Source organism: Pseudomonas sp. SMN11 (assembly GCF_052041945.1).
Lineage (GTDB): Bacteria > Pseudomonadota > Gammaproteobacteria > Pseudomonadales > Pseudomonadaceae > Aquipseudomonas.
This window is the reverse complement of the sequence record NZ_JBKGGW010000020.1, coordinates 1-20,285: the sequence shown is the minus strand read 5'-3', so window position 1 is coordinate 20,285 and position 20,285 is coordinate 1. Positions and strand designations below refer to the sequence as shown.

The 20,285-nt window shown below is 61.5% G+C and carries 23 protein-coding genes and 1 tRNA gene; 18 read left to right on the top strand and 6 right to left on the bottom strand.

From position 1 onward, the window contains the following. Window positions 1-46: 46 nt before the first annotated feature. Entirely contained in the window at window positions 47-472 is a 426-nt protein-coding gene (locus tag ACLEJU_RS17155) for a GTP pyrophosphokinase (protein ID WP_159411225.1), read from the top strand. 3 nt (window positions 473-475) lie between these two features. Here ACLEJU_RS17155 and ACLEJU_RS17150 read toward each other — a convergent pair whose 3' ends face one another. Both ACLEJU_RS17150 and ACLEJU_RS17145 read right to left on the bottom strand, forming a co-directional pair. Next, window positions 476-718, bottom strand: coding sequence for a DUF1654 domain-containing protein (locus tag ACLEJU_RS17150; RefSeq protein WP_435425147.1), 243 nt, complete (start codon window positions 716-718; stop codon window positions 476-478). A gap of 134 nt (window positions 719-852) precedes the next feature. Beyond that, on the bottom strand, window positions 853-1,941 hold the full coding sequence (locus ACLEJU_RS17145) for an asparaginase (protein WP_435425148.1): 1,089 nt from the start codon (window positions 1,939-1,941) through the stop codon (window positions 853-855). 403 nt (window positions 1,942-2,344) lie between these two features. Here ACLEJU_RS17145 and ACLEJU_RS17140 point away from each other — a divergent pair, with 403 nt between their 5' ends. The 7 genes from ACLEJU_RS17140 to ACLEJU_RS17110 all read left to right on the top strand — a co-directional run bounded on the left by ACLEJU_RS17140 (window position 2,345) and on the right by ACLEJU_RS17110 (window position 9,393). After that, window positions 2,345-3,301, top strand: a complete 957-nt coding sequence (locus ACLEJU_RS17140) for a sugar ABC transporter substrate-binding protein (protein WP_435425149.1) — start codon at window positions 2,345-2,347, stop codon at window positions 3,299-3,301. Window positions 3,302-3,321: 20 nt separating this feature from the next. Beyond that, window positions 3,322-4,875, top strand: coding sequence for a sugar ABC transporter ATP-binding protein (locus tag ACLEJU_RS17135; protein WP_435425150.1), 1,554 nt, complete (start codon window positions 3,322-3,324; stop codon window positions 4,873-4,875). Beyond that, window positions 4,872-5,867 (top strand): ABC transporter permease, encoded by a 996-nt coding sequence (locus ACLEJU_RS17130; RefSeq protein ID WP_435425151.1) that lies wholly within the window; start codon window positions 4,872-4,874, stop codon window positions 5,865-5,867. The genes ACLEJU_RS17135 and ACLEJU_RS17130 overlap by 4 nt, the downstream gene beginning before the upstream one ends. A gap of 4 nt (window positions 5,868-5,871) precedes the next feature. Next, complete coding sequence (locus ACLEJU_RS17125) at window positions 5,872-6,894, top strand: LacI family DNA-binding transcriptional regulator (protein ID WP_435425152.1); 1,023 nt, start codon at window positions 5,872-5,874, stop codon at window positions 6,892-6,894. 9 nt (window positions 6,895-6,903) lie between these two features. After that, window positions 6,904-7,812, top strand: a complete 909-nt coding sequence (gene rbsK / locus ACLEJU_RS17120) for a ribokinase (protein WP_435425153.1) — start codon at window positions 6,904-6,906, stop codon at window positions 7,810-7,812. After that, window positions 7,809-8,207 (top strand): D-ribose pyranase, encoded by a 399-nt coding sequence (gene rbsD, locus ACLEJU_RS17115; RefSeq protein ID WP_435425154.1) that lies wholly within the window; start codon window positions 7,809-7,811, stop codon window positions 8,205-8,207. The genes rbsK and rbsD overlap by 4 nt, the downstream gene beginning before the upstream one ends. Before the next feature lie 178 nt (window positions 8,208-8,385). Then, window positions 8,386-9,393, top strand: a complete 1,008-nt coding sequence (locus ACLEJU_RS17110; RefSeq protein WP_435425155.1) for a nucleoside hydrolase — start codon at window positions 8,386-8,388, stop codon at window positions 9,391-9,393. Here the strand turns inward: ACLEJU_RS17110 and ACLEJU_RS17105 are convergent. Further along, the gene (locus ACLEJU_RS17105) at window positions 9,365-9,577 is read right to left on the bottom strand and encodes a hypothetical protein (protein ID WP_103446789.1); all 213 of its coding nucleotides are present in this window, start codon (window positions 9,575-9,577) and stop codon (window positions 9,365-9,367) included. The genes ACLEJU_RS17110 and ACLEJU_RS17105 overlap by 29 nt on opposite strands. Before the next feature lie 261 nt (window positions 9,578-9,838). On the opposite strand from ACLEJU_RS17105, the gene ACLEJU_RS17100 reads away from it, so the two are divergent. Then, window positions 9,839-10,159, top strand: coding sequence for an I78 family peptidase inhibitor (locus tag ACLEJU_RS17100; protein WP_435425156.1), 321 nt, complete (start codon window positions 9,839-9,841; stop codon window positions 10,157-10,159). 211 nt (window positions 10,160-10,370) lie between these two features. On the opposite strand, the gene ACLEJU_RS17095 is transcribed toward ACLEJU_RS17100, so the two are convergent. Both ACLEJU_RS17095 and ACLEJU_RS17090 read right to left on the bottom strand, forming a co-directional pair. Continuing rightward, window positions 10,371-10,583 carry a cold-shock protein gene (locus ACLEJU_RS17095; protein ID WP_003250656.1) on the bottom strand — a complete coding sequence of 71 codons (213 nt, stop codon included), beginning with the start codon at window positions 10,581-10,583 and terminating at the stop codon, window positions 10,371-10,373. Between the two features lie 162 nt (window positions 10,584-10,745). Continuing rightward, window positions 10,746-11,048, bottom strand: a complete 303-nt coding sequence (locus tag ACLEJU_RS17090) for a hypothetical protein (RefSeq protein ID WP_110638674.1) — start codon at window positions 11,046-11,048, stop codon at window positions 10,746-10,748. Window positions 11,049-11,378: 330 nt separating this feature from the next. Here ACLEJU_RS17090 and thrS point away from each other — a divergent pair, with 330 nt between their 5' ends. The 9 genes from thrS (at window position 11,379) to ACLEJU_RS17045 (ending at window position 18,870) form a co-directional block, all read left to right on the top strand. Then, complete coding sequence (thrS, locus tag ACLEJU_RS17085) at window positions 11,379-13,301, top strand: threonine--tRNA ligase (protein ID WP_435425157.1); 1,923 nt, start codon at window positions 11,379-11,381, stop codon at window positions 13,299-13,301. Beyond that, the gene (gene infC, locus ACLEJU_RS17080; protein WP_012052879.1) at window positions 13,301-13,852 is read left to right on the top strand and encodes a translation initiation factor IF-3; all 552 of its coding nucleotides are present in this window, start codon (window positions 13,301-13,303) and stop codon (window positions 13,850-13,852) included. Before thrS ends, infC begins: the two co-directional genes overlap by 1 nt. A 61-nt stretch (window positions 13,853-13,913) precedes the next feature. Next, the gene (gene rpmI, locus ACLEJU_RS17075; protein WP_003250667.1) at window positions 13,914-14,108 is read left to right on the top strand and encodes a 50S ribosomal protein L35; all 195 of its coding nucleotides are present in this window, start codon (window positions 13,914-13,916) and stop codon (window positions 14,106-14,108) included. Between the two features lie 27 nt (window positions 14,109-14,135). After that, on the top strand, window positions 14,136-14,492 hold the full coding sequence (gene rplT, locus ACLEJU_RS17070) for a 50S ribosomal protein L20 (protein ID WP_003250671.1): 357 nt from the start codon (window positions 14,136-14,138) through the stop codon (window positions 14,490-14,492). Window positions 14,493-14,601: 109 nt separating this feature from the next. Next, entirely contained in the window at window positions 14,602-15,618 is a 1,017-nt protein-coding gene (gene pheS, locus ACLEJU_RS17065; RefSeq protein ID WP_054887103.1) for a phenylalanine--tRNA ligase subunit alpha, read from the top strand. 33 nt (window positions 15,619-15,651) lie between these two features. Continuing rightward, window positions 15,652-18,033, top strand: coding sequence for a phenylalanine--tRNA ligase subunit beta (gene pheT, locus ACLEJU_RS17060; RefSeq protein WP_435425158.1), 2,382 nt, complete (start codon window positions 15,652-15,654; stop codon window positions 18,031-18,033). A 4-nt stretch (window positions 18,034-18,037) separates the two neighbouring features. Continuing rightward, window positions 18,038-18,340, top strand: a complete 303-nt coding sequence (gene ihfA / locus ACLEJU_RS17055; RefSeq protein ID WP_003250679.1) for an integration host factor subunit alpha — start codon at window positions 18,038-18,040, stop codon at window positions 18,338-18,340. Further along, window positions 18,321-18,677: a MerR family transcriptional regulator gene (locus tag ACLEJU_RS17050; RefSeq protein WP_008100384.1), complete on the top strand. Its 357-nt coding sequence runs from the start codon at window positions 18,321-18,323 to the stop codon at window positions 18,675-18,677. Before ihfA ends, ACLEJU_RS17050 begins: the two co-directional genes overlap by 20 nt. A 116-nt stretch (window positions 18,678-18,793) precedes the next feature. Then, window positions 18,794-18,870, top strand: a tRNA-Pro gene (locus ACLEJU_RS17045). Window positions 18,871-19,040: 170 nt separating this feature from the next. Here ACLEJU_RS17045 and ACLEJU_RS17040 read toward each other — a convergent pair. After that, complete coding sequence (locus tag ACLEJU_RS17040) at window positions 19,041-19,940, bottom strand: HNH endonuclease (protein WP_435425159.1); 900 nt, start codon at window positions 19,938-19,940, stop codon at window positions 19,041-19,043. Between the last annotated feature and the right edge of the window lie 345 nt (window positions 19,941-20,285).

Genomic DNA, 20,285 nt, shown 5'->3' with positions numbered 1-20,285 from the left:
TCCCCGGCTATGCTTGGCCTGAGACTAGCCAAACGGGGAGGGCCTCATGTCTACGCTGGAGCGGGCCATTGCCGTGGCCGCCAGGGCACATGAAGGGCAATGCGACAAGGGTGGGGCGGCTTATATCCTCCACCCATTGCGAGTGATGATGCGGGTCAGCACACCGGAGCAGCGCATTGTCGCGGTGCTGCATGACGTGATCGAAGACACGTCGCTGACCCTTTCCGACTTGGCCCGAGAGGGCTTCCCCCTGAAAATTCTCGCCGCCTTGCTGGCCCTGAGTCGGAACAAGGGCGAAAGTTATCAGGACTTCGTGGTGCGCCTGGGCAGTGATCCGCTGGCGCGCACCGTCAAGCTGGCCGACCTGGCCGACAATAGCGACCTTTCGCGTATTCCCGTCCCAGGCCCCGCCGACCTGGCGCGGCTGGCCCGATACCGCGAGGCCAGTGCCTACTTGCAGGCGCTGGCCTGAGGCTCAGTCCTCCTTCGGCACGGTCCAGAAAATCTGCACGCCGCCGTCATCGCGGTGGGCGAGGGTGACATTGTCGTTCTCGGCGATTTCCTCGAGCAGGGTTGCCCAGTCATCGGGTGACTCGTGCTCCAGGCGGAAGATCAGCGCGGCGCGGCTGCGCTGGGCGAGGGGGTTGTTGATGATCTTCTGGATGCGCAGGCCCAGTTGCTGGTAGTTGCTTGCGGTTGCTTCGGCGGTGTTGGCCACGGAGGCGATTCCTTGTTGTGCTGTATGTGCGTACAGTATTTCAAGGCAACGTATTTCGCAACTGCATCGGTGCTGGATTTTTCGCGGGCAAGGGCCGGTGCAGGCAGCGCACCAGCCCTAAGGTCACATCGCAATCAGTACTCCCAGAAGATCCGCTGCAACTCTTTGCTGTCCTGGGTCTTGGTCATCGCCACCATCGCCAGGATCCGCGCCTTCTGCGGGTTCAGGTCATGGGCCACCACCCAGTCGTACTTGTCATCCGGCTGTTCGGCGTTGCGCAGCACGAAACCACCCTGGTTGACGTGGGACGAGCGAATGATCTGCACGCCATTCTTGTGCAGTTCCTGCAACGTCGGCACCACCCGCGACGACACCGAACCATTGCCGGTCCCGGCATGGATGATCGCTTTCGCACCGCTCTGCGCCAGCGCCTTGTAAGCCGTGTCGGTCACGTTGCCATAGCTGTAGGCGATGTCCACCTGGGGCAGGCTGCTGATCTGCTTGATGTCGAATTCCGACTGGGTGGTATGGCGCTTGGCCGGCAGGCGGAACCAGTACGATTTGCCTTCCACCACCATGCCCATCGGGCCCCAAGCGCTCTTGAACGCTTCGGTCTTGATGTTCACCGATTTGCTCACGTCGCGGCCGGACTGGATCTCGTCGTTCATGGTCACCAGCACGCCCTTGCCGCGTGATTGCTTATCGCTGGCCACCGCCACGGCGTTGTACAGGTTGAGCATGCCGTCGGCAGACATCGCCGTGCCCGGGCGCATGGAGCCGACCACCACGATCGGCTTGTCGGTCTTCTCCACCAGGTTGAGGAAGTAGGCGGTCTCTTCCAGGGTGTCGGTGCCGTGGGTGATGACGATGCCATCGACGTCCTTGCTGTCGGCAAGCTCGGCGACGCGCTTGGCCAGTTTCAGCAGGTCGTCGTTGGTGATGCTTTCAGAGGCGATCTGCATCACCTGCTCACCACGCACATTGGCAAGGTCGGCCAGTTCCGGCACGCCGGCAATCAGCTTGTCGACGCCGAGCTTGGCGGCCTGGTAGGTGGCACTGTTGGCAGCGCTGGCGCCAGCGCCGGCAATGGTGCCGCCGGTGGCGAGGATGACCACATTGGCCAGTTTCTGCTGGGTTTCGGCTTCCTTTGCCGAGGCCGTGGCGGGCAGGATCAGCAGCAGCGCCAGGGCGCTGGGGGCGAAGGACTTCAGTGCAGCATTCATAATTATTGTTCTCTCTCTTCCTAATGAGATGGTTGCTGTGTCGCACAGGACGACAGGCAGATTCCGTACCAGCTGTGCGCGGTCGCGTGTGGGAGCGGCCTTGTGTCGCGAAAGGGCCTCAGTACGGCCCCGGCAATTCAAGCGGCGAAGCTGAGATCCGGGGGCGCTTCGCACCCCTTTCGCGACGCAAGGCCGCTCCTACAAGGGCGTATTCCCCTTCGGAACCCCGAACAAGCATAGGAAAAGGTGTTCGGTTTTTCGGAAAAATTCCGGATAATCAGTACCAGCCGCGTCTTGCCCCCGCCAGCGAAACGGATTTGACAAAACCAGGTCTTGTTTCCATAGTTACTCAACGCAAACGTTTGCGATCCGATAAAAATCACAAGATTCGGAGTCATCTCCCATGAAGCTGCCGTTCCCCGGTCGTCTGCTGGCGCTCGCCGTCCTGTCCTCGCTGTCCCTCGCCATGCCGCTGTCTGCCGCCCACGCGGAAGAAAAACCCAAGGTCGCGCTGGTCATGAAGTCGCTGGCCAATGAATTCTTCCGCACCATGGAAGACGGCGCCAAGGACTACCAGAAAGCCCACCCTGGCGATTTCGACCTGGTTGCCAACGGTATCAAGAACGAAACCGATACCGGTGAACAGATCCGCATCGTCGAGCAAATGGTCAACTCCGGCGCCAAGGCCCTGGTGATCGCGCCGGCCGATTCCAAGGCGCTGGTCTCGGCCGTGAAGAAGGCGATGGACCAGGGCGTCATCGTCATCAACATCGACAACCGCCTGGACCCTGAACTGCTCAAGAGCAAGGGCATCAGCGTGCCCTTCGTCGGCCCCGACAACCGCAAGGGCGCCCGCCTGGTCGGTGATTACCTGGCCAATCAGAAGCTCAAGGCCGGTGACCAGGTTGGTATCATCGAAGGCGTGCCGACCACCACCAATGCCCAGCAGCGTACCGCTGGCTTCAAGGATGCGATGGAAGCCGCGAAGATGAAGATCGTCTCGGTGCAGTCCGGCAACTGGGAAATCGACAAGGGCAACGCCGTCGCCGCCTCCATGCTCAACGAATACCCCGACCTCAAGGCGCTGCTGGCCGGTAACGACAGCATGGCACTGGGCGCCGTCTCGGCCGTGCGCGCCGCCGGCAAGACCGGCCAGGTGCAAGTGGTGGGCTACGACAACATCAACGCCATCAAGCCGATGCTCAAGGATGGCCGCGTGCTTGCCACCCTCGACCAGGCCGCCAGCCAGCAGGCCGTGTACGGCATCCAGGCAGCGCTGAAAGTGCTCAAGGGCGAGAAACCGGACGTGGACGCCGACAACGTCATCCAGACCCCGGTCGAACTCATCACCAAGCCCTGACCCCAGCAGGAGAGATGGCCATGTCAGCATCGGCCAATGAAGTGGTGCTTGTCGCCAGCGGCCTGGGCAAGAGCTACGCCCAGCCGGTGCTGGCCGAGGTCAGCCTGGCCCTGCGCGCCGGCGAAGTGCTGGCGCTGACCGGCGAGAACGGCGCGGGCAAGAGCACGCTGTCCAAACTCATCTGCGGCCTGGAAACCCCGACTACCGGGCACATGACCTACCGCGGCCAGGCCTACGCGCCGGCCAGCCGCAGCGAGGCCGAGCGCCTCGGCGTGCGCATGGTCATGCAGGAACTCAACCTGCTGCCGACCCTGACCGTGGCGGAAAACCTGTTTCTCGACAACCTGCCCAGCCGCTTCGGCTGGATCAGCCACAAGCGCCTGCGCCAGCTGGCCACGGCCGCCATGGCCCAGGTCGGCCTGGACGCCATCGACCCGGACACCCCGGTCGGCGAGCTGGGCATCGGCCATCAGCAGATGGTCGAGATCGCCCGCAACCTGATCGGCGACTGCCATGTGCTGATCTTCGACGAGCCCACGGCGATGCTCACCGCCCGCGAAGTGGAGCTGCTGTTCACCCAGATCAAGCGCCTGCGCCAGCGCGGCGTGGCCATCGTCTACATCTCCCACCGCCTTGAAGAGTTGCAGCGCGTGGCCCAGCGCATCGTCGTGCTGCGCGACGGCCAACTGGTGTGCGACGAGCCGATCCAGCGCTACAGCAGCGCTGAGCTGGTCAACCTGATGGTTGGCCGCGAACTGGGTGAGCATATCGACCTGGGCCGCCGCACCATCGGCGCGCCGTTGCTCAAGGTCGACAAGCTGCGCCGCGGCGACAAAGTGCGCGATGTATCGCTGCAGGTCAGGGCAGGGGAGATCTTTGGCATCTCCGGGTTGATCGGCGCCGGGCGTACCGAGCTGCTGCGGCTGATCTACGGTGCTGACCGCGCCGATAGCGGCAGCATCGAGATCGGCCAGCCGCTCAAGGCGGTGACCATCGATTCGCCCAAGGCGGCGGTAAAAGCCGGTATCGCCCTGATCACCGAGGACCGCAAGGGCGAAGGCCTGTTGCTAACCCAATCTATCAGCGCCAACATCGCCCTGGGCAACTTGCCCGCCGTGTCCCGCGCCGGGGTGCTCGACGGCGAGGCAGAACAGGCCCTGGCTGAACGCCAGATCAGCGCCATGCGCATCCGCAGCGCCAGCCCGGCCCAGGCGGTCGGCGAACTGTCCGGCGGCAACCAGCAGAAGGTGGTGATCGGCCGCTGGCTGGAGCGCGACTGCCAGGTGCTGCTGTTCGATGAGCCTACTCGTGGCATCGACGTCGGCGCCAAGTTCGACATCTATGGCCTGCTGGCCGAGCTGGCGCGCCAGGGCAAGGCCCTGGTGGTGGTGTCCAGCGACCTGCGTGAACTGATGCTGATCTGCGACCGCATCGCCGTGCTTTCCGCCGGCCGCCTGATCGATACCTTCGACCGCGAACACTGGAGCCAGGATCAACTGCTGGCAGCCGCCTTCGCCGGCTATCAAAACCGTGATGCCCTGCTGCACGAAGCAGCGCCCAGGATGGATGCATGAAGACCACACCCCTCGATACTCCAAGCGGCGCGCCGGTGCGCCGCAGCGGCACTTATTTTGGCCTGGGCACCTACCTGGGCCTGGCCGGCGCCTTGCTGGCGATGATCGTACTGTTCTCGTTCCTGAGCAGCCACTTCTGGTCATACGCTACCTTCAGCACCCTGGCCAACCAGATCCCCGACCTGATGGTGCTGGCCGTGGGCATGACCTTCGTGCTGATCATCGGCGGCATTGACCTGTCGGTAGGCTCGGTGTTGGCCCTGGCGGCCTCCACGGTCAGCGTGGCGATCCTCGGCTGGGGCTGGGGCGTGCTGCCTTCAGCCTTGCTCGGCATGGCCGTCGCTGCCTTGGCCGGCAGTATCACCGGTGGCGTCACCGTGGCCTGGCGCATCCCGTCGTTCATCGTTTCGCTCGGCGTGCTGGAGATGGCCCGCGGCCTGGCCTATCAATTCACCGACTCGCGCACTGCCTATATCGGCGATGCCTACGCCTGGTTCTCCGACCCGGTCGCCTTCGGCATCTCGCCGGCCTTCATCATCGCCTTGCTGGTGATAGTGCTGGCCCAGCTGGTGCTGACCCGCACGGTATTCGGCCGTTACCTGATCGGTATCGGCACCAACGAAGAGGCCGTGCGCCTGGCCGGCATCGACCCGCGCCCCTACAAGGTGCTGGTATTCGCCCTGATGGGCCTGCTCGCCGGCCTGGCCGCACTGTTCCAGATCTCGCGCCTGGAAGCCGCCGACCCCAATGCCGGGTCCGGCCTGGAGCTGCAGGTGATTGCTGCCGTGGTAATCGGCGGCACCAGCCTGATGGGCGGGCGCGGCTCGGTCATCAGTACGTTCTTCGGCGTGCTGATCATTTCCGTGCTGGCCGCGGGCCTTGCGCAGATCGGCGCGTCGGAACCCACCAAACGCATCATCACCGGGGCGGTGATCGTCATCGCCGTGGTGCTCGACACTTATCGTAGCCGGCGTGCAGGCCGGCGGAACTGACAACATGGCAACCATCAAAGACGTCGCAGCCCTCGCGGGCATTTCCTACACCACGGTATCCCATGTCCTGAACAAGACCCGCCCGGTCAGCGAACAGGTACGGCTCAAGGTCGAAGCAGCCATCCTTGAACTCGACTACGTGCCCAGCGCCGTGGCCCGCTCACTCAAGGCGCGCAGCACGGCCACCATCGGTCTGTTGGTGCCCAACAGCGTCAACCCGTACTTCGCCGAGCTGGCTCGGGGCATCGAGGATGCCTGCGAGCGCAACGGCTATTGCGTGATCCTGTGCAACTCCGACGACAACCCGCAGAAGCAGCGCAGCTATCTGCGCGTGCTGCTGGAAAAGCGCATCGACGGCCTGGTGGTGGCGTCGGTGGGCGAGGATGCCGACCTGCTGCAGAGCCTGACCAACGTGCGCACGCCGATGGTCATCGTCGACCGTGAACTGGAAGGCGTCGATGCCGACCTGGTGCGCATCGACCACGAACACGGTGCTTACCTGGCGACCCGCCATCTGCTGGAGCTGGGCCATCGCGACATCGCCTACATCGGCGGCCCGGCCGAGACCGGCGTTACCCAGTTGCGCCTGAGCGGCTATCGCCGGGCGATGGCCGAAGCCGAGGCCGAGGTGCTGGCGGGGCGTGTGCTGCATTGCGACTTCACCAGCCCGGGTGGCCATGCCGCCGCCGCACAGCTACTCGATGGCGAGCGGCCGACGGCGATTTTCGCCGGCAACGACATGATCGGTTTCGGCGTGCTGCGCGCCGCTGCCGAGCGCAACATCAACGTGCCGGGCGAGCTGTCGGTGATCGGCTTCGACGACATCGAGCTGAGCCGCTATGTGTACCCGCCGCTGACCACCGTCGGCCAATCGATTCGCGAGCTGGGCGAGAATGCCGCCGCCTTGCTGCTGTCGCGCATCGTCACGCCACGTCGCGATGCGGCCGAGCAGCGCATTGTCGCCCCGCGCATCGTGCTGCGCGAATCCACCGGGCCGCGCCCGGACCTGTTCAATGATTACCGCTAAGGAATTGCCATGCATGCCAAGGTAGTGGTGGTCGGGAGCCTCAACATGGACCTGGTGGCCCGCGCCCAGCGGCTGCCACGAGCCGGCGAAACGCTGGCCGGGGAAAGCTTTTTCACCGTGCCCGGCGGCAAGGGCGCCAACCAGGCGGTGGCGGTGGCGCGGCTGGGGGGTAGTGTGGCGATGGTGGGCAATGTCGGCGATGACGCCTACGGCCAGCAGTTGCGCCAGGCGCTGGAAGTGGAAGGCATCGATTGCCAGGCGGTCAGCGTGTGCCCAGGCGTGTCCAGTGGCGTGGCGCTGATTACCGTGGACGCTGCCAGCCAGAACTGCATCGTCATCATTCCGGGCGGCAACGGGCTGCTGACACCTGAGTCGGTGCAGCGTTTCGATGCCTTGCTGCAAGCGGCCGAGGTGATCATCTGCCAGCTCGAGGTGCCAGCCGAAACCGTGGCCTGGACCTTGGCCAGGGGGCACGAACTGGGCAAGCAAGTGATCCTGAACCCGGCGCCGGCCACCGGTCCGCTGCCGGCCGATTGGTTCGCCCATATCGACTACCTCACCCCCAACGAAAGCGAGGCCGAGGCGCTAACCGGTGAGTCGGTCACCGACCTCGAAAGCGCCCGTCGTGCCGGTGAGCGTCTGCTGCAGTTAGGTGCCGGCAAGGTAATCGTCACCTTGGGCGCGCTAGGGGCATTGTTCGTCAGTCGCGACGGCAGCCAGCATTTCCCGGCGCCCCAGGTGCAGCCGCTGGACACCACGGCGGCAGGCGACACCTTCATCGGCGGTTTTGCTGCTGCATTGGTGCAGGGCAAGGGGGAGGGCGAGGCCATCGCTTTCGGCCAGCGCGCCGCAGCTTTGTCCGTCACCCGCGCCGGTGCCCAGCCGTCGATTCCCTATCTGGCGGAGCTGACCCCATGAAAAAGACCACGCTGCTCAACGTCGCCCTGTCGCGGACCATTGCCGGGATGGGCCATGGCGACATCCTGGTGATCGGCGATGCCGGGTTGCCGGTGCCGCCAGGTGTCGAACTGATCGACCTGGCGTTGACGGCGGGGATACCGGATTTTGCCAGCGTGCTGCGCGCGGTGTTGAGCGAGCTGCAGGTGGAGCGGCACCTGCTGGCCGAAGAGATGCAGAAGGTGGTGCCGCCAGCGCTGGTCGAGGTCGAGCGCTTGAAGGGCAAGCTGGGTAAGCGCGAATGGCTGAGCCATGAAGCCTTCAAGGAGCTGTCGCGCAATGCGCGGGCGATTGTCCGCACCGGCGAATGCCAGCCCTACAGCAACATCGCCCTGATTTCTGGCGTCACCTTCTAGCAAGCGAAACGCGGTGCGCTTTTTGTAGGAGCGGCCTTGTGTCGCGAAAGGGGTGCGAAGCGCCCCCACATTTCCAGCTTCGCCGCCTGAATTGCCGGGGCCGCCTTGCGGCCCTTTCGCGACACAACGCCGCTCCTACAGTTATCGCATCACATTTCATGGCAACAGGAGTGCCCCCATGCTCAAACCCCTGCTACAAGGACTCACCCTCATGGCCGCAGCTGCCACCACCACTCTCCAGGCCGCCCCGCGTGACCTGATCATCGACACCGACCCCGGCGCCGACGACGTGGTCGCGCTGTTCCTGGCCATGGCCTCACCCGAAGAGCTCAACATCCGCGCCATCACCACCGTCGCCGGCAACGTGCGCCTGGAAAAGACCTCGCGCAACGCCCGCCTGGCCCGCGAATGGGCCAGCCGCGAAGACATCCCGGTATACGCCGGGGCAGGGCGCCCACTGGTACGAGCGCCCATCTACGCCGCCGATGTCCACGGCGAAGAAGGCCTGACCGGTATCCAGGTGCACGAACCGAAGATGCCCCTGGCCCAGGGCAACGCCGTGCAATACCTGGTCGACACCTTGGGCAGCGCCAAGCCCCACAGCATCACCCTCGCCATGCTCGGCCCGCAGACCAACCTGGCCCTGGCGCTGATCCAGCAACCCGAGATCGCCAAAGGCATCAAGGAAGTGGTGGTCATGGGCGGCGCCCACTTCAACGGCGGCAACATGACCCCCGTTGCCGAGTTCAACCTCTATGCCGACCCGCATGCCGCCGAGGTGGTGCTGGCCAGCGGCGTGCAGCTGACTTACCTGCCGCTGGATGTCACCCACAAGATCATTACCAGCGACACGCGCTTCAAGCAGCTAGCGGCCGTGAACAACCAAGCAAGCAAGAAGGTGGTCGATATCCTGGAAGCCTACGTCAAGCACGACATGGACGTGTACGGCATGCCCGGTGGCCCGGTGCATGACGCCAGCGTCATCGCCTACCTGCTCAAACCCGAGCTGTTCAGCGGCCGGCGCATCCACATGAGCGTCGACAGCCGCGAAGGCCCGACCTTCGGCCAGACCATCGCCGACTGGTACGGGGTGCTCAAGCAGCCGGCCAATGTACTGTGGGTGAACGAGGGTGACGCCCAGGGCTTTTTCGACCTGCTCAGCGCGCGCCTGGCTCGATTGCAATAGCCGTGTGCGGTGCGTAGCGCTCGAACACCTGGTCGATGAAGCTGCGTGCCGCCTCGCCACCGCGGTCGCGCACCAGCAGGTCGATGGCGATCAACAGCAACTCTTCGGGCGTGCTGGGGCTGTAGGCGCTCTGGCCTTCGGCCCATTTGACCTTGATATCGGCGTCGATGCTGTGGCTGCTCATGAAAGGCTCTCGCTGCGGGCCCGGGGCGGAGGGGCGAACACCGAATCCTGGTGTTCGAAGGAGGCATTATGCCTTCACTTCCTAAAGTAAATCATGACTTTGCGGCGCAAACCAAGCGGCTCGTCGGTTGAGCGGTAAAATTCGGTCACGATTGCCTTTGGCGTCGGCGTGGCGTGTTCAGGCAGACTTGCGCGGTTTTGCAACAAATTCCTGGCGGAGCTGTCGGATCAGACAGTTCCCAGATAGATTTTAGGAGGATTCATGTTCCGTACCCGCGCTTTCCTGGCAACCCTGGCGGTGGCTGCTGTTCTGGCTGGTTGCAGCTCTGGCGGTAACGCCGGGGGTGGCAAGGCGCCTGAGGCGTCGGCCGGCAACGATGGCCGCTGCGAGGCCAGCGGTGCCGACTTCGCCATCGGCAAGCCGGGCAGCGCCGACCTGCTGGAGCAGGCACGCAAGGCCAGTGGTTCGCAGATGGCGCGCATTCTCAAGCCGCACGACGTGGTGACCCTTGAGTATCGCTCCGAGCGCCTGAACCTGAATGTGGACGAGCAGGGTGTGGTGACCCGCGTCAACTGCGGTTGACCCCGCTGCAACGCGGCCCCTTGTAGGAGTGGCCTTGTGTCGCGAAAGGGCCGTGCAGCGGCCCCGGCAATTTATGCGGCGAAGCTGAGATCCTGGGGCCGCTTCGCAGCCCTTTCGCGACACAAGGCCGCTCCTACAAAAAAACGTCACGCTGGGAAACACCCATAAAAAAACCCGCCACAAGTGGCGGGTTTTTTTACAGCTGCCCGAATTACTCCGGACGAACCTGCGCAGCCTGCATGCCCTTCTGGCCGCGCTCGGCGACGAAGGAAACAGTCTGGCCTTCTTTCAGGCTCTTGAAGCCGTCGGATTCGATGGCTTTGAAGTGTACGAACAGGTCGTCGCCGCCGCCTGCTGGGGTGATGAAGCCGTAGCCTTTCTCATCATTGAACCATTTGACGGTGCCTTGTTGGCGATTGGACATGAGGTGAATCTCCAGAACATTTAGATTTTTCAGTGGTGCAATGTGGCCGAGGCTACGGAGCACGGGCAACATCATAGTCTAATTCTGCGCATCTAGCGCCTTTTACCTTCGCAGGATGTTGATCCAGGGCAAATGATGCGTCGATCACACCCTGCGCACGGCTCATTTCGGCTTGCAGGCAGCCTGCACAACCGTCTGTGCTTTCTGCATCAGCTTGGCGTCCACGCCGTCGGTGCTGTCCAGATCTGCGATCTCCTTATCGGTGAAATTCTTTTTGATGGCCTGGGCACCACAGTCGCAGTGCTTTTTCGCGGTCGCGGCGTCGACGCCCTGGCCGCTGGCCACCTGTTGGCACTGGGTCATGTAGTGGGCCTCCTTCCCGGCAGGGAAGTTGCCAGCGTTGGCAGCCATCGGCAGCAGCAGGGCGCCAGCGGCCGCCAGGGCCAGAAGAGACGGTACTCGCATAACCAGTTACTCCTTGGGTTAAGGTCTCAACAAGAGTAGGTTGCTTCCCAAGGTCTGATAGGAATTTTTCCGCGATAGTTCACCGCAGCGGCGTAATTTCCAAATATTTCTACGAGCCACGCAACCCGCGTGCTAGCATGCCTGGCTCGCAGCAAAGGCTTTGCTGCGAGCTTTTTTCTTTCCAGTCACTCTGGTTCGTCCCTGGCAAGCCGAAAGGCTTCTGCCACTGTGAGGCAGGCTTCCCCGCAGGGAAGGCAGGTCGGATCTTGTACTGGCTCATCCCAACCCACGTGACCTTTGGTAGGGGTCACCACTAGGAGAGGAGGCGCCATGCCCGTTATTACTCTTCCCGATGGCAGTCAACGTTCGTTTGATCACGCCGTATCCGTCGCCGACGTCGCCGCTTCCATCGGCGCAGGCTTGGCCAAGGCCACCGTGGCCGGCAAGGTCGACGGCAAACTGGTCGATGCATGCGACCTGATCCACAACGACGCCACCCTGCAGATCATCACCCCTAAAGATGCAGAGGGACTGGAGATCATTCGTCACTCGTGTGCCCACCTGGTTGGCCATGCGGTGAAACAGCTGTACCCGACCGCCAAGATGGTGATCGGCCCGGTTATCGACGAAGGCTTCTATTACGACATCGCCTACGAGCGCCCCTTCACCCCTGAAGACATGGTCGCCATCGAAAAGCGCATGATGGAGCTGATCGAAAAAGACTACGACGTGGTCAAGAAGGTCACCCCGCGCGCCGAAGTCATCGACGTGTTCAAGGCCCGTGGCGAAGACTACAAGCTGCGCCTGGTCGAAGACATGCCGGACGAGCAGGCCATGGGCCTGTATTACCACGAAGAATACGTCGACATGTGCCGTGGCCCGCACGTGCCGAACACTCGTTTCCTCAAGGCATTCAAGCTGACCAAGCTGTCCGGCGCCTACTGGCGCGGCGATGCCAAGAACGAGCAGCTGCAACGCGTGTACGGCACCGCCTGGGCCGACAAGAAGCAGCTGGCCGCCTACATCCAGCGCATCGAAGAAGCCGAAAAACGCGACCACCGCAAGATCGGCAAGCAGCTCGACCTCTTCCACCTGCAGGAAGAAGCCCCGGGCATGGTGTTCTGGCACGCTAACGGCTGGACCGTGTACCAGGTGCTCGAGCAGTACATGCGCCAGGTCCAGCGCGAAAACGGCTACTCGGAAATCAAGACCCCGCAAGTCGTCGATCGCATCCTCTGGGAGCGTTCCGGCCACTGGTCGAACTACGCCGAAAACATGTTCACCACCTCGTCGGAAAGCCGTGACTACGCGGTTAAGCCGATGAACTGCCCGTGCCACGTGCAGGTGTTCAACCAGGGCCTGAAGAGCTACCGCGACCTGCCGCTGCGCCTGGCCGAGTTCGGTGCCTGCCACCGTAACGAGCCGTCCGGCGCCCTGCACGGCATCATGCGCGTGCGTGGCTTCGTGCAAGACGACGCGCACATCTTCTGCACCGAAGAACAGGTGAAGAAAGAAGCCGCCGACTTCATCAAGCTGACCCTGGACGTGTACAAGGACTTCGGCTTCACCGACATCGCCATGAAGCTGTCCACCCGTCCGGCCAAGCGTGTCGGCTCCGAAGAGCTGTGGGACCGTGCCGAAGGCGCACTGGCCGACGCCCTGAACGAGTCGGGCCTGGAGTGGGAATACCAGCCGGGCGAGGGCGCGTTCTACGGTCCGAAGATCGAGTTCACCCTGCGCGACTGCCTCGGCCGTAACTGGCAGTGCGGTACCTTGCAGTACGACCCGAACCTGCCAGAGCGCCTGGATGCCAGCTATATCGCCGAAGATAACAGCCGAGTTCGCCCGGTCATGCTGCACCGCGCCATTCTCGGTTCGTTCGAACGCTTCATCGGCATGCTGATCGAGCACTACGCCGGCGTCTTCCCAGCTTGGCTGGCACCGACCCAGGCGGTGATCATGAACATCACCGACAAACAGGCCGATTTCGCCCTTGAAGTGGAAAAAGCTCTGAACGGCAGCGGTTTCCGTGCCAAGTCGGACTTGAGAAATGAGAAGATCGGCTTTAAAATCCGCGAGCATACTTTGCTCAAGGTCCCGTACCTTTTGGTTATAGGGGATCGCGAAGTCGAAACGCAAACCGTCGCTGTGCGTACTCGCGAAGGCGCAGACCTGGGCTCCATGCCCGTCGCCCAGTTCGCTGAGCTCCTGACACAAGCGGTTTCCCGGCGTGGTCGCCAAGAATCGGAGTAATGACTATTAAGCGTGAAATGAGAAACGATAAGCGTGCTGTACCGAAGGCCCCGATCAACGAGAATATCTCGGCCCGCGAGGTTCGGTTAATTGGCGCTGATGGCGAGCAGGTTGGCATCGTCTCGATTGATGAAGCGCTTCGTATCGCTGATGAAGCGAAGCTGGATCTGGTAGAAATTTCTGCAGACGCGGTACCACCTGTCTGCAAGGTCATGGACTACGGCAAGCACCTCTTCGAGAAGAAGAAGCAGGCTAACGAAGCCAAGAAAAACCAGAAGCAGATTCAGATTAAAGAAATCAAGTTTCGTCCAGGGACGGAGGATGGGGATTACCAGGTAAAACTACGCAACCTGGTACGTTTCCTTACCGATGGGGACAAGGCCAAGATCTCTCTGAGATTCCGCGGTCGTGAGATGGCCCACCAGGAGCTGGGCATGGAGCTGTTGAAGCGGGTCGAAGCTGACCTCGCCGAATACGGCACCGTTGAGCAGCATCCGAAGATGGAAGGACGCCAGCTTATGATGGTCATCGCCCCCAAAAAGAAGAAGTAATCTCCCGGGCACGGCAGGCCTGATGATTATTGTGTAATTTTTTTCGAATGCGGAGTTCAACATGCCAAAAATGAAAACCAAGAGCGGTGCTGCGAAGCGCTTCCTGAAGACAGCTTCTGGCTTCAAGCACAAGCACGCTTTCAAGAGCCACATCCTGACCAAAATGTCGACCAAGCGTAAGCGTCAACTGCGCGGTGCCAGCTTGCTGCACCCGTCTGACGTGGCAAAAGTCGAGCGCATGCTGCGCGTACGTTAATTCTGGTTTAGATAGAGGAAGTTACTCATGGCTCGTGTTAAGCGTGGCGTCATCGCTCGTAAGCGTCACAAGAAAATTCTGAAACTGGCTAAAGGTTACTACGGTGCACGCTCGCGCGTATTCCGCGTAGCCAAGCAAGCGGTCATCAAGGCAGGCCAATACGCCTACCGCGACCGTCGCCAGAAGAAGCGTCAGTTCCGCGCACTGTGGATCGCTCGTATCAACGCCGGTGCCCGCACCAACGGTCTGTCCTACAGCCGTCTGATTGCTGGCCTGAAAAAGGCTTCGATCGAAATCGACCGTAAGGTTCTGGCCGATCTGGCAGTGAACGAAAAAGCGGCGTTTGCTGCGATTGTCGAGAAAGCTAAAGCCGTTCTGGCTTAAGTACCCGCGACAATCACCCGGCGGCGCTTGCGGCGCCGGGCATTGAACGTCATCGATAGGGGAAGAGCCTTCAAAGCTCTTCCCCTATTTTCGTATCTGGAGTCTGTACATGGAAAACCTGGATGCGCTGGTCTCACAAGCCCTGGAGGCCGTCGAGCGCGCTGAAGACATCAATACCCTGGAACAGATCCGGGTTCAGTACCTCGGCAAGAAGGGCGAACTGACCCAGGTGATGAAGACCCTGGGCAACCTGCCAGCCGACGAGCGTCCGAAAGTCGGCGCGCTGATCAACGACGCCAAAGAGCGCGTCACCGTCGTGCTCAACGCACGCAAGGCCGCCTTCGAAGAGGCTGAACTCAGCGCTCGCCTGGCCGCCGAATGCATCGACGTGACCCTGCCAGGCCGTGGCCAGACCACCGGCGGGCTGCACCCGATCACCCGTACTCTCGAGCGCATCGAGCAGTTCTTCACCCACATCGGCTACGGCATCGCCGAAGGCCCTGAGGTCGAAGACGACTACCACAACTTCGAAGCGCTCAACATCCCTGGCCACCACCCGGCCCGGGCGATGCACGACACCTTCTACTTCAATGCCAACATGCTGCTGCGCACCCACACCTCGCCGGTGCAGGTGCGGACCATGGAGTCCACCCAGCCGCCGATCCGCATTGTCTGCCCGGGCCGCGTCTACCGCTGCGACTCGGATATCACCCACTCGCCGATGTTCCACCAGGTCGAAGGCCTGCTGATCGACCGCGGCATCAACTTCGCCGACCTCAAGGGCACCATCGAAGAATTCCTGCGCGTGTTCTTCGAAAAAGAACTGGCCGTGCGCTTCCGCCCGTCGTTCTTCCCGTTCACCGAGCCGTCCGCCGAAGTCGACATCCAGTGCGTGATGTGTTCCGGCAAGGGCTGCCGCGTGTGCAAGCAGACCGGCTGGCTGGAAGTCATGGGTTGCGGCATGGTGCACCCGAACGTGCTGCGCATGTCTGGCATCGACCCTGAAGAATTCCAGGGCTTCGCCTTCGGCATGGGCGCCGAGCGCCTGGCCATGCTGCGCTATGGCGTCAACGATTTGCGTCTGTTCTTCGACAACGACCTGCGCTTCCTCGCGCAATTCCGCTAGGTCAATGCCCGACGCAACTTTCAGGAGAACAGCATGAAATTCAGTGAACAGTGGCTGCGCGGTTGGGTAAACCCGCAAGTCTCCCGTGACGAACTGGTCGCCCGCCTGTCCATGGCCGGCCTCGAAGTCGACAGCGTGACCCCCGCTGCCGGCCAGTTCAGCGGCATCGTCGTGGGCGAGATCCTCGCCACCGAACAACACCCGGACGCCGACAAGCTGCGCGTGTGCCAGGTGAGCAACGGCCAGGAAACCTTCCAGGTCGTGTGCGGCGCGCCTAACGCCCGCCCAGGCATCAAGATCCCGTTCGCCATGATCGGCGCCGAACTGCCAGGCGACTTCAAGATCAAGAAGGCCAAGCTGCGCGGCGTCGAGTCGTTCGGCATGCTCTGCTCGGCCGCCGAGCTGCAGATCAGCGAAGAAAACGACGGCCTGCTGGAACTGGCTGCAGACGCCCCGGTAGGCGACGACATCCGTCAGTACCTGAGCCTGGACGACGCCAGCATCGAGATCGGCCTGACGCCGAACCGCGGTGACTGCCTGTCCATCGCCGGCCTCGCCCGCGACGTCAGCGCCCTGTACGACACCCCGGTCACCCGCCCGGTGGTGCCAGCCGTTGCCCCGGCCCATGACGAAGTGCGCCCGGTCGAAGTCAGCGCCCCGGCGGCCTGCCCGCGTTATCTCGGCCGCGTCATCCGCAACGTCGACCTGAGCAAGCCGACCCCGCTGTGGATGGTCGAGCGCCTGCGCCGCAGTGACGTGCGCAGCATCGACGCCGCCGTCGACATCACCAACTACGTGATGCTCGAACTCGGCCAGCCGATGCACGCCTTCGACCTTGCCGAAATCAACGGCGGCATCCGCGTGCGCATGGCCGAAGAGGGCGAGAAACTCGTCCTGCTCGACGGCCAGGAAGTGGCCCTGCGTGCCGACACCCTGGTGATCGCCGACCACACCCGCGCCCTGGCCATCGCCGGCGTCATGGGTGGCGAGCACAGCGGTGTGAACACCGAAAAAACCCGCGACCTGTTCCTCGAAAGCGCCTTCTTCGAGCCGATCTCCGTCGCCGGTAAAGCCCGTTCCTACGGCCTGCACACCGACGCCTCGCACCGCTACGAGCGCGGCGTCGACTCGCAGCTGGCCCGCGAAGCCATGGAGCGCGCCACCCAGCTGATCCTCGACATCGTCGGCGGCGAAGCCGGCCCGGTGGTCGAAGCCGTCAGCGAACAGCATCTGCCAAACGTCGCCCCGGTCACCCTGCGCGCCGACCGCATCACCCAGATGCTCGGCATGGAGATGGACCCGACCCAGGTCGAGCAGCTGCTCAACAACCTCGGCCTGGCTACCCAAGCTAACGGGGCAGGGCAGTGGACCGTCAACGTCCCAAGCCACCGCTTCGACATCAGCCTAGAAGTCGACCTGATCGAAGAACTGGCCCGCCTGTACGGTTACAACAACCTGCCAGTGCGCTACCCGCAAGCTCGCCTCGCGCCGCAAGCCCGCCCGGAAACCCGCGGTGAGCTGCCAAACCTGCGCCGCCTGCTGGTCGCCCGCGGCTACCAGGAAGCCATCACCTACAGCTTCATCGACCCGAAGTTGTTCGAGCTGTTCAGCCCAGGCGTCGAGCCGCTGCTGCTGGCCAACCCGATCTCCAACGACATGGCCGCCATGCGCGCCTCGTTGTGGCCGGGCCTGGTCAAGGCACTGCAGCACAACCTCAACCGCCAGCAAGACCGCGTGCGCCTGTTCGAAAGCGGCCTGCGCTTCGTCGGCCAGCTCGGTAACCTGCAGCAGCAGCCCATGATCGCCGGCGTTGTCACCGGCAGCCGCCTGCCAGAAGGCTGGGCGAACGGGCGCGACACCATCGACTTCTTCGACGTCAAGGCCGACGTGGAAGCCCTGCTGGGCTACAGCGGCGCCCTGAGCGACTTCACCTTCGCCGCCGGCAAACACCCAGCCCTGCACCCTGGCCAGACCGCTGTGATCCAGCGCGACGGCAAGGACGTCGGCTACCTCGGCGCCATCCACCCGGAGCTGGCCAAGGCCTTGGACCTGGACCGCCCGGTGTTCGTCTTCGAGCTGGTACTGGGTGACGTGGTCGAAGGCCGCCTGCCGAAATTCAGCGAACTCTCCAAGTTCCCGGAAACCCGTCGCGACCTGGCTTTGATCGCAGGACGTGATGTAGCTTCTCAAGACGTGCTTGAAGTAATTCGTGACAATGCAGGCGAATGGCTCACAGACCTCAGGCTGTTTGATGTCTACCAAGGTAAAGGCATTGATCCTGATAGAAAAAGCCTCGCCGTCGGCTTGACCTGGCAGCATCCATCGCGCACTCTTAACGACGATGAGGTGAACACTACCCTGCAAAACATCCTCACCTCGCTCGAACAAAGGTTGAACACCACGTTAAGGAAATAACGGCATGGGTGCTCTGACGAAAGCTGAGATGGCCGAAAGGCTGTACGAGGAGCTGGGGCTTAACAAGCGTGAGGCCAAGGAGCTGGTCGAGCTGTTTTTTGAAGAAATTCGGCACGCACTTGAAGAGAACGAGCAGGTCAAGTTGTCCGGTTTCGGCAACTTCGACCTTCGCGACAAACGCCAGCGGCCGGGCCGCAACCCCAAGACTGGGGAAGAGATCCCGATCACTGCACGGCGCGTCGTCACCTTTCGTCCAGGGCAGAAGTTGAAGGCCCGGGTTGAGGCCTATGCTGGAACCAAGCCATAACGACGAACTGCCCCCCATACCGGGCAAACGCTACTTCACCATCGGTGAAGTCAGCGAGTTGTGTGCTGTGAAGCCACACGTGCTGCGGTATTGGGAGCAGGAGTTTCCTCAGCTCAACCCTGTGAAACGGCGGGGGAATCGGCGGTATTATCAGCGGCAGGATGTGCTGATGATCCGCCAGATCCGGGCCCTGCTGTATGACCAGGGGTTTACCATTGGCGGGGCGCGGTTGCGGCTCTCCAGTGATGAGGTGAAGGATGAGTCGAGCCAGTACAAGCAGCTGATTCGGCAGATGATTGTTGAATTGGAGGATGTGTTGGTGGTGTTGAAGAAGTGAGCCTTTGCGGTTTTGGTGAATGGAAAATTTTTTGAGAAAAAGGTTTCATTTATCAGGAGGTTAGGGTACATTCCTCAACGTTCTCGGCAGGATTGAGAACATGCTTCAAGCCCAGTCGGGGCGTAGCGCAGCCCGGTAGCGCACTTGCATGGGGTGCAAGGGGTCGAGTGTTCGAATCACTCCGTCCCGACCATTATTGAAACGAAAAAGCCCAGTCGGAAACGATTGGGCTTTTTTGTTGGCTGCGGATTGGCATTAATTCAAGTGCATTTCGGCCGGCAATGTTGAAGGCGACTGTGGTACTCGGTGGCTCTCTCAGCCGCTTTCTATCAAAGCCTTTCTATAGCTAGGGTGTAACGTTACTCAACTGAAGCTAAAACGTTTTCGATGCTTCGCAAGATACATTCGGTTCCCATCGTTCAATTTGTCGATTTTTGTGTATTCGTCCAATCGTAAAATGTGGCGTTCTTCTTCATTCAGCATGTCACTGATAAGAATTTCACCATTTTGAGAAAATGAAATTAGCCCCGAATCAAATAGGCGATCGATGTGTGCAGCTAAGAGCAGGCCGTTATCGGTGTCTAGGCGTGCGGTATTATCAGCAAGGCTCCATGCGTGGATATGAGAGGCAACCAGAAGATTAGGGTTTTGCAGGCCGGTGAGGGCGCACTTACTAGCCCAGCGGCTTAGCAATCCTGATCTGAATGCCCCTTGACCGACCCTGGCTTCGATCAGCGCTGTTCTGGTTGTATTGCTCACTTTTTGAGATGAGCCGTTGTCAATCATGCGATCTTCATATTCTATGAGGATCCCAGCTTGCTCTAGCAGAAATAGGCCCGCATCAGCAGGCAGAGAAGCCATATAGATCTGATTGATACCACCCGCGCTGTTGAATAGTCGAGGTTTAGTGCGAGAGTCGAATTGCATCATGTAGAGTTCGGCAATGTCATCGCTGCGCACGGGGCGCTTCAGTTCGTTGTAATTAATATCTACACGGTTACCCTTGTTCTGCCACTCTCTAAATGATGGTCGAGGAGGGCGGTCGGCTATGTGGGCGTCATCCTTGGCAGTCGCAATGCCTCGGATGTAATTGTCGTGGTAGCAAAAAATCAAATCACCAGTTTGGACTTTGGCGACGTTATCCCAGTGGAGCCGAAATTGCTCTTTTCCAGTCTTGGATTGTGAGCTAAGTGGGGCCCAAAGAAATTGTCCGTTCTTGGCTTCCTTGTGGGTCGCGCCGAGGTTCACCCAAAAAAATTGCATCTCGCGTCCTAAATGATGGCCTGTCGCCAGTGACTTTAGCGCGAGTTCCTATGTGGAGAAAGGAAATTTCCTACAGTCAACATAGGGGGCGGTGGCTGTAGTGCGTAGGCTCCTCCATGGTATGAGTAGTATCAAAGTGATATCACCTTGCGTATAGTTGCGTCCGGCCGATGACCGGCCTTGCCAATGACGGCGCAATGGAGCACTCCTGATGATGGTTCGGAAGTTGATTGGGGCAGCGGTAGTAGTAGCAATGCTGGGTACTCAGGGTTGCGCGAGCATTGTTGGGGACTCGCGATATCCGGTAGCTGTATCCAGTGCGCCGCCTGGTGCGTCATTTGAAAT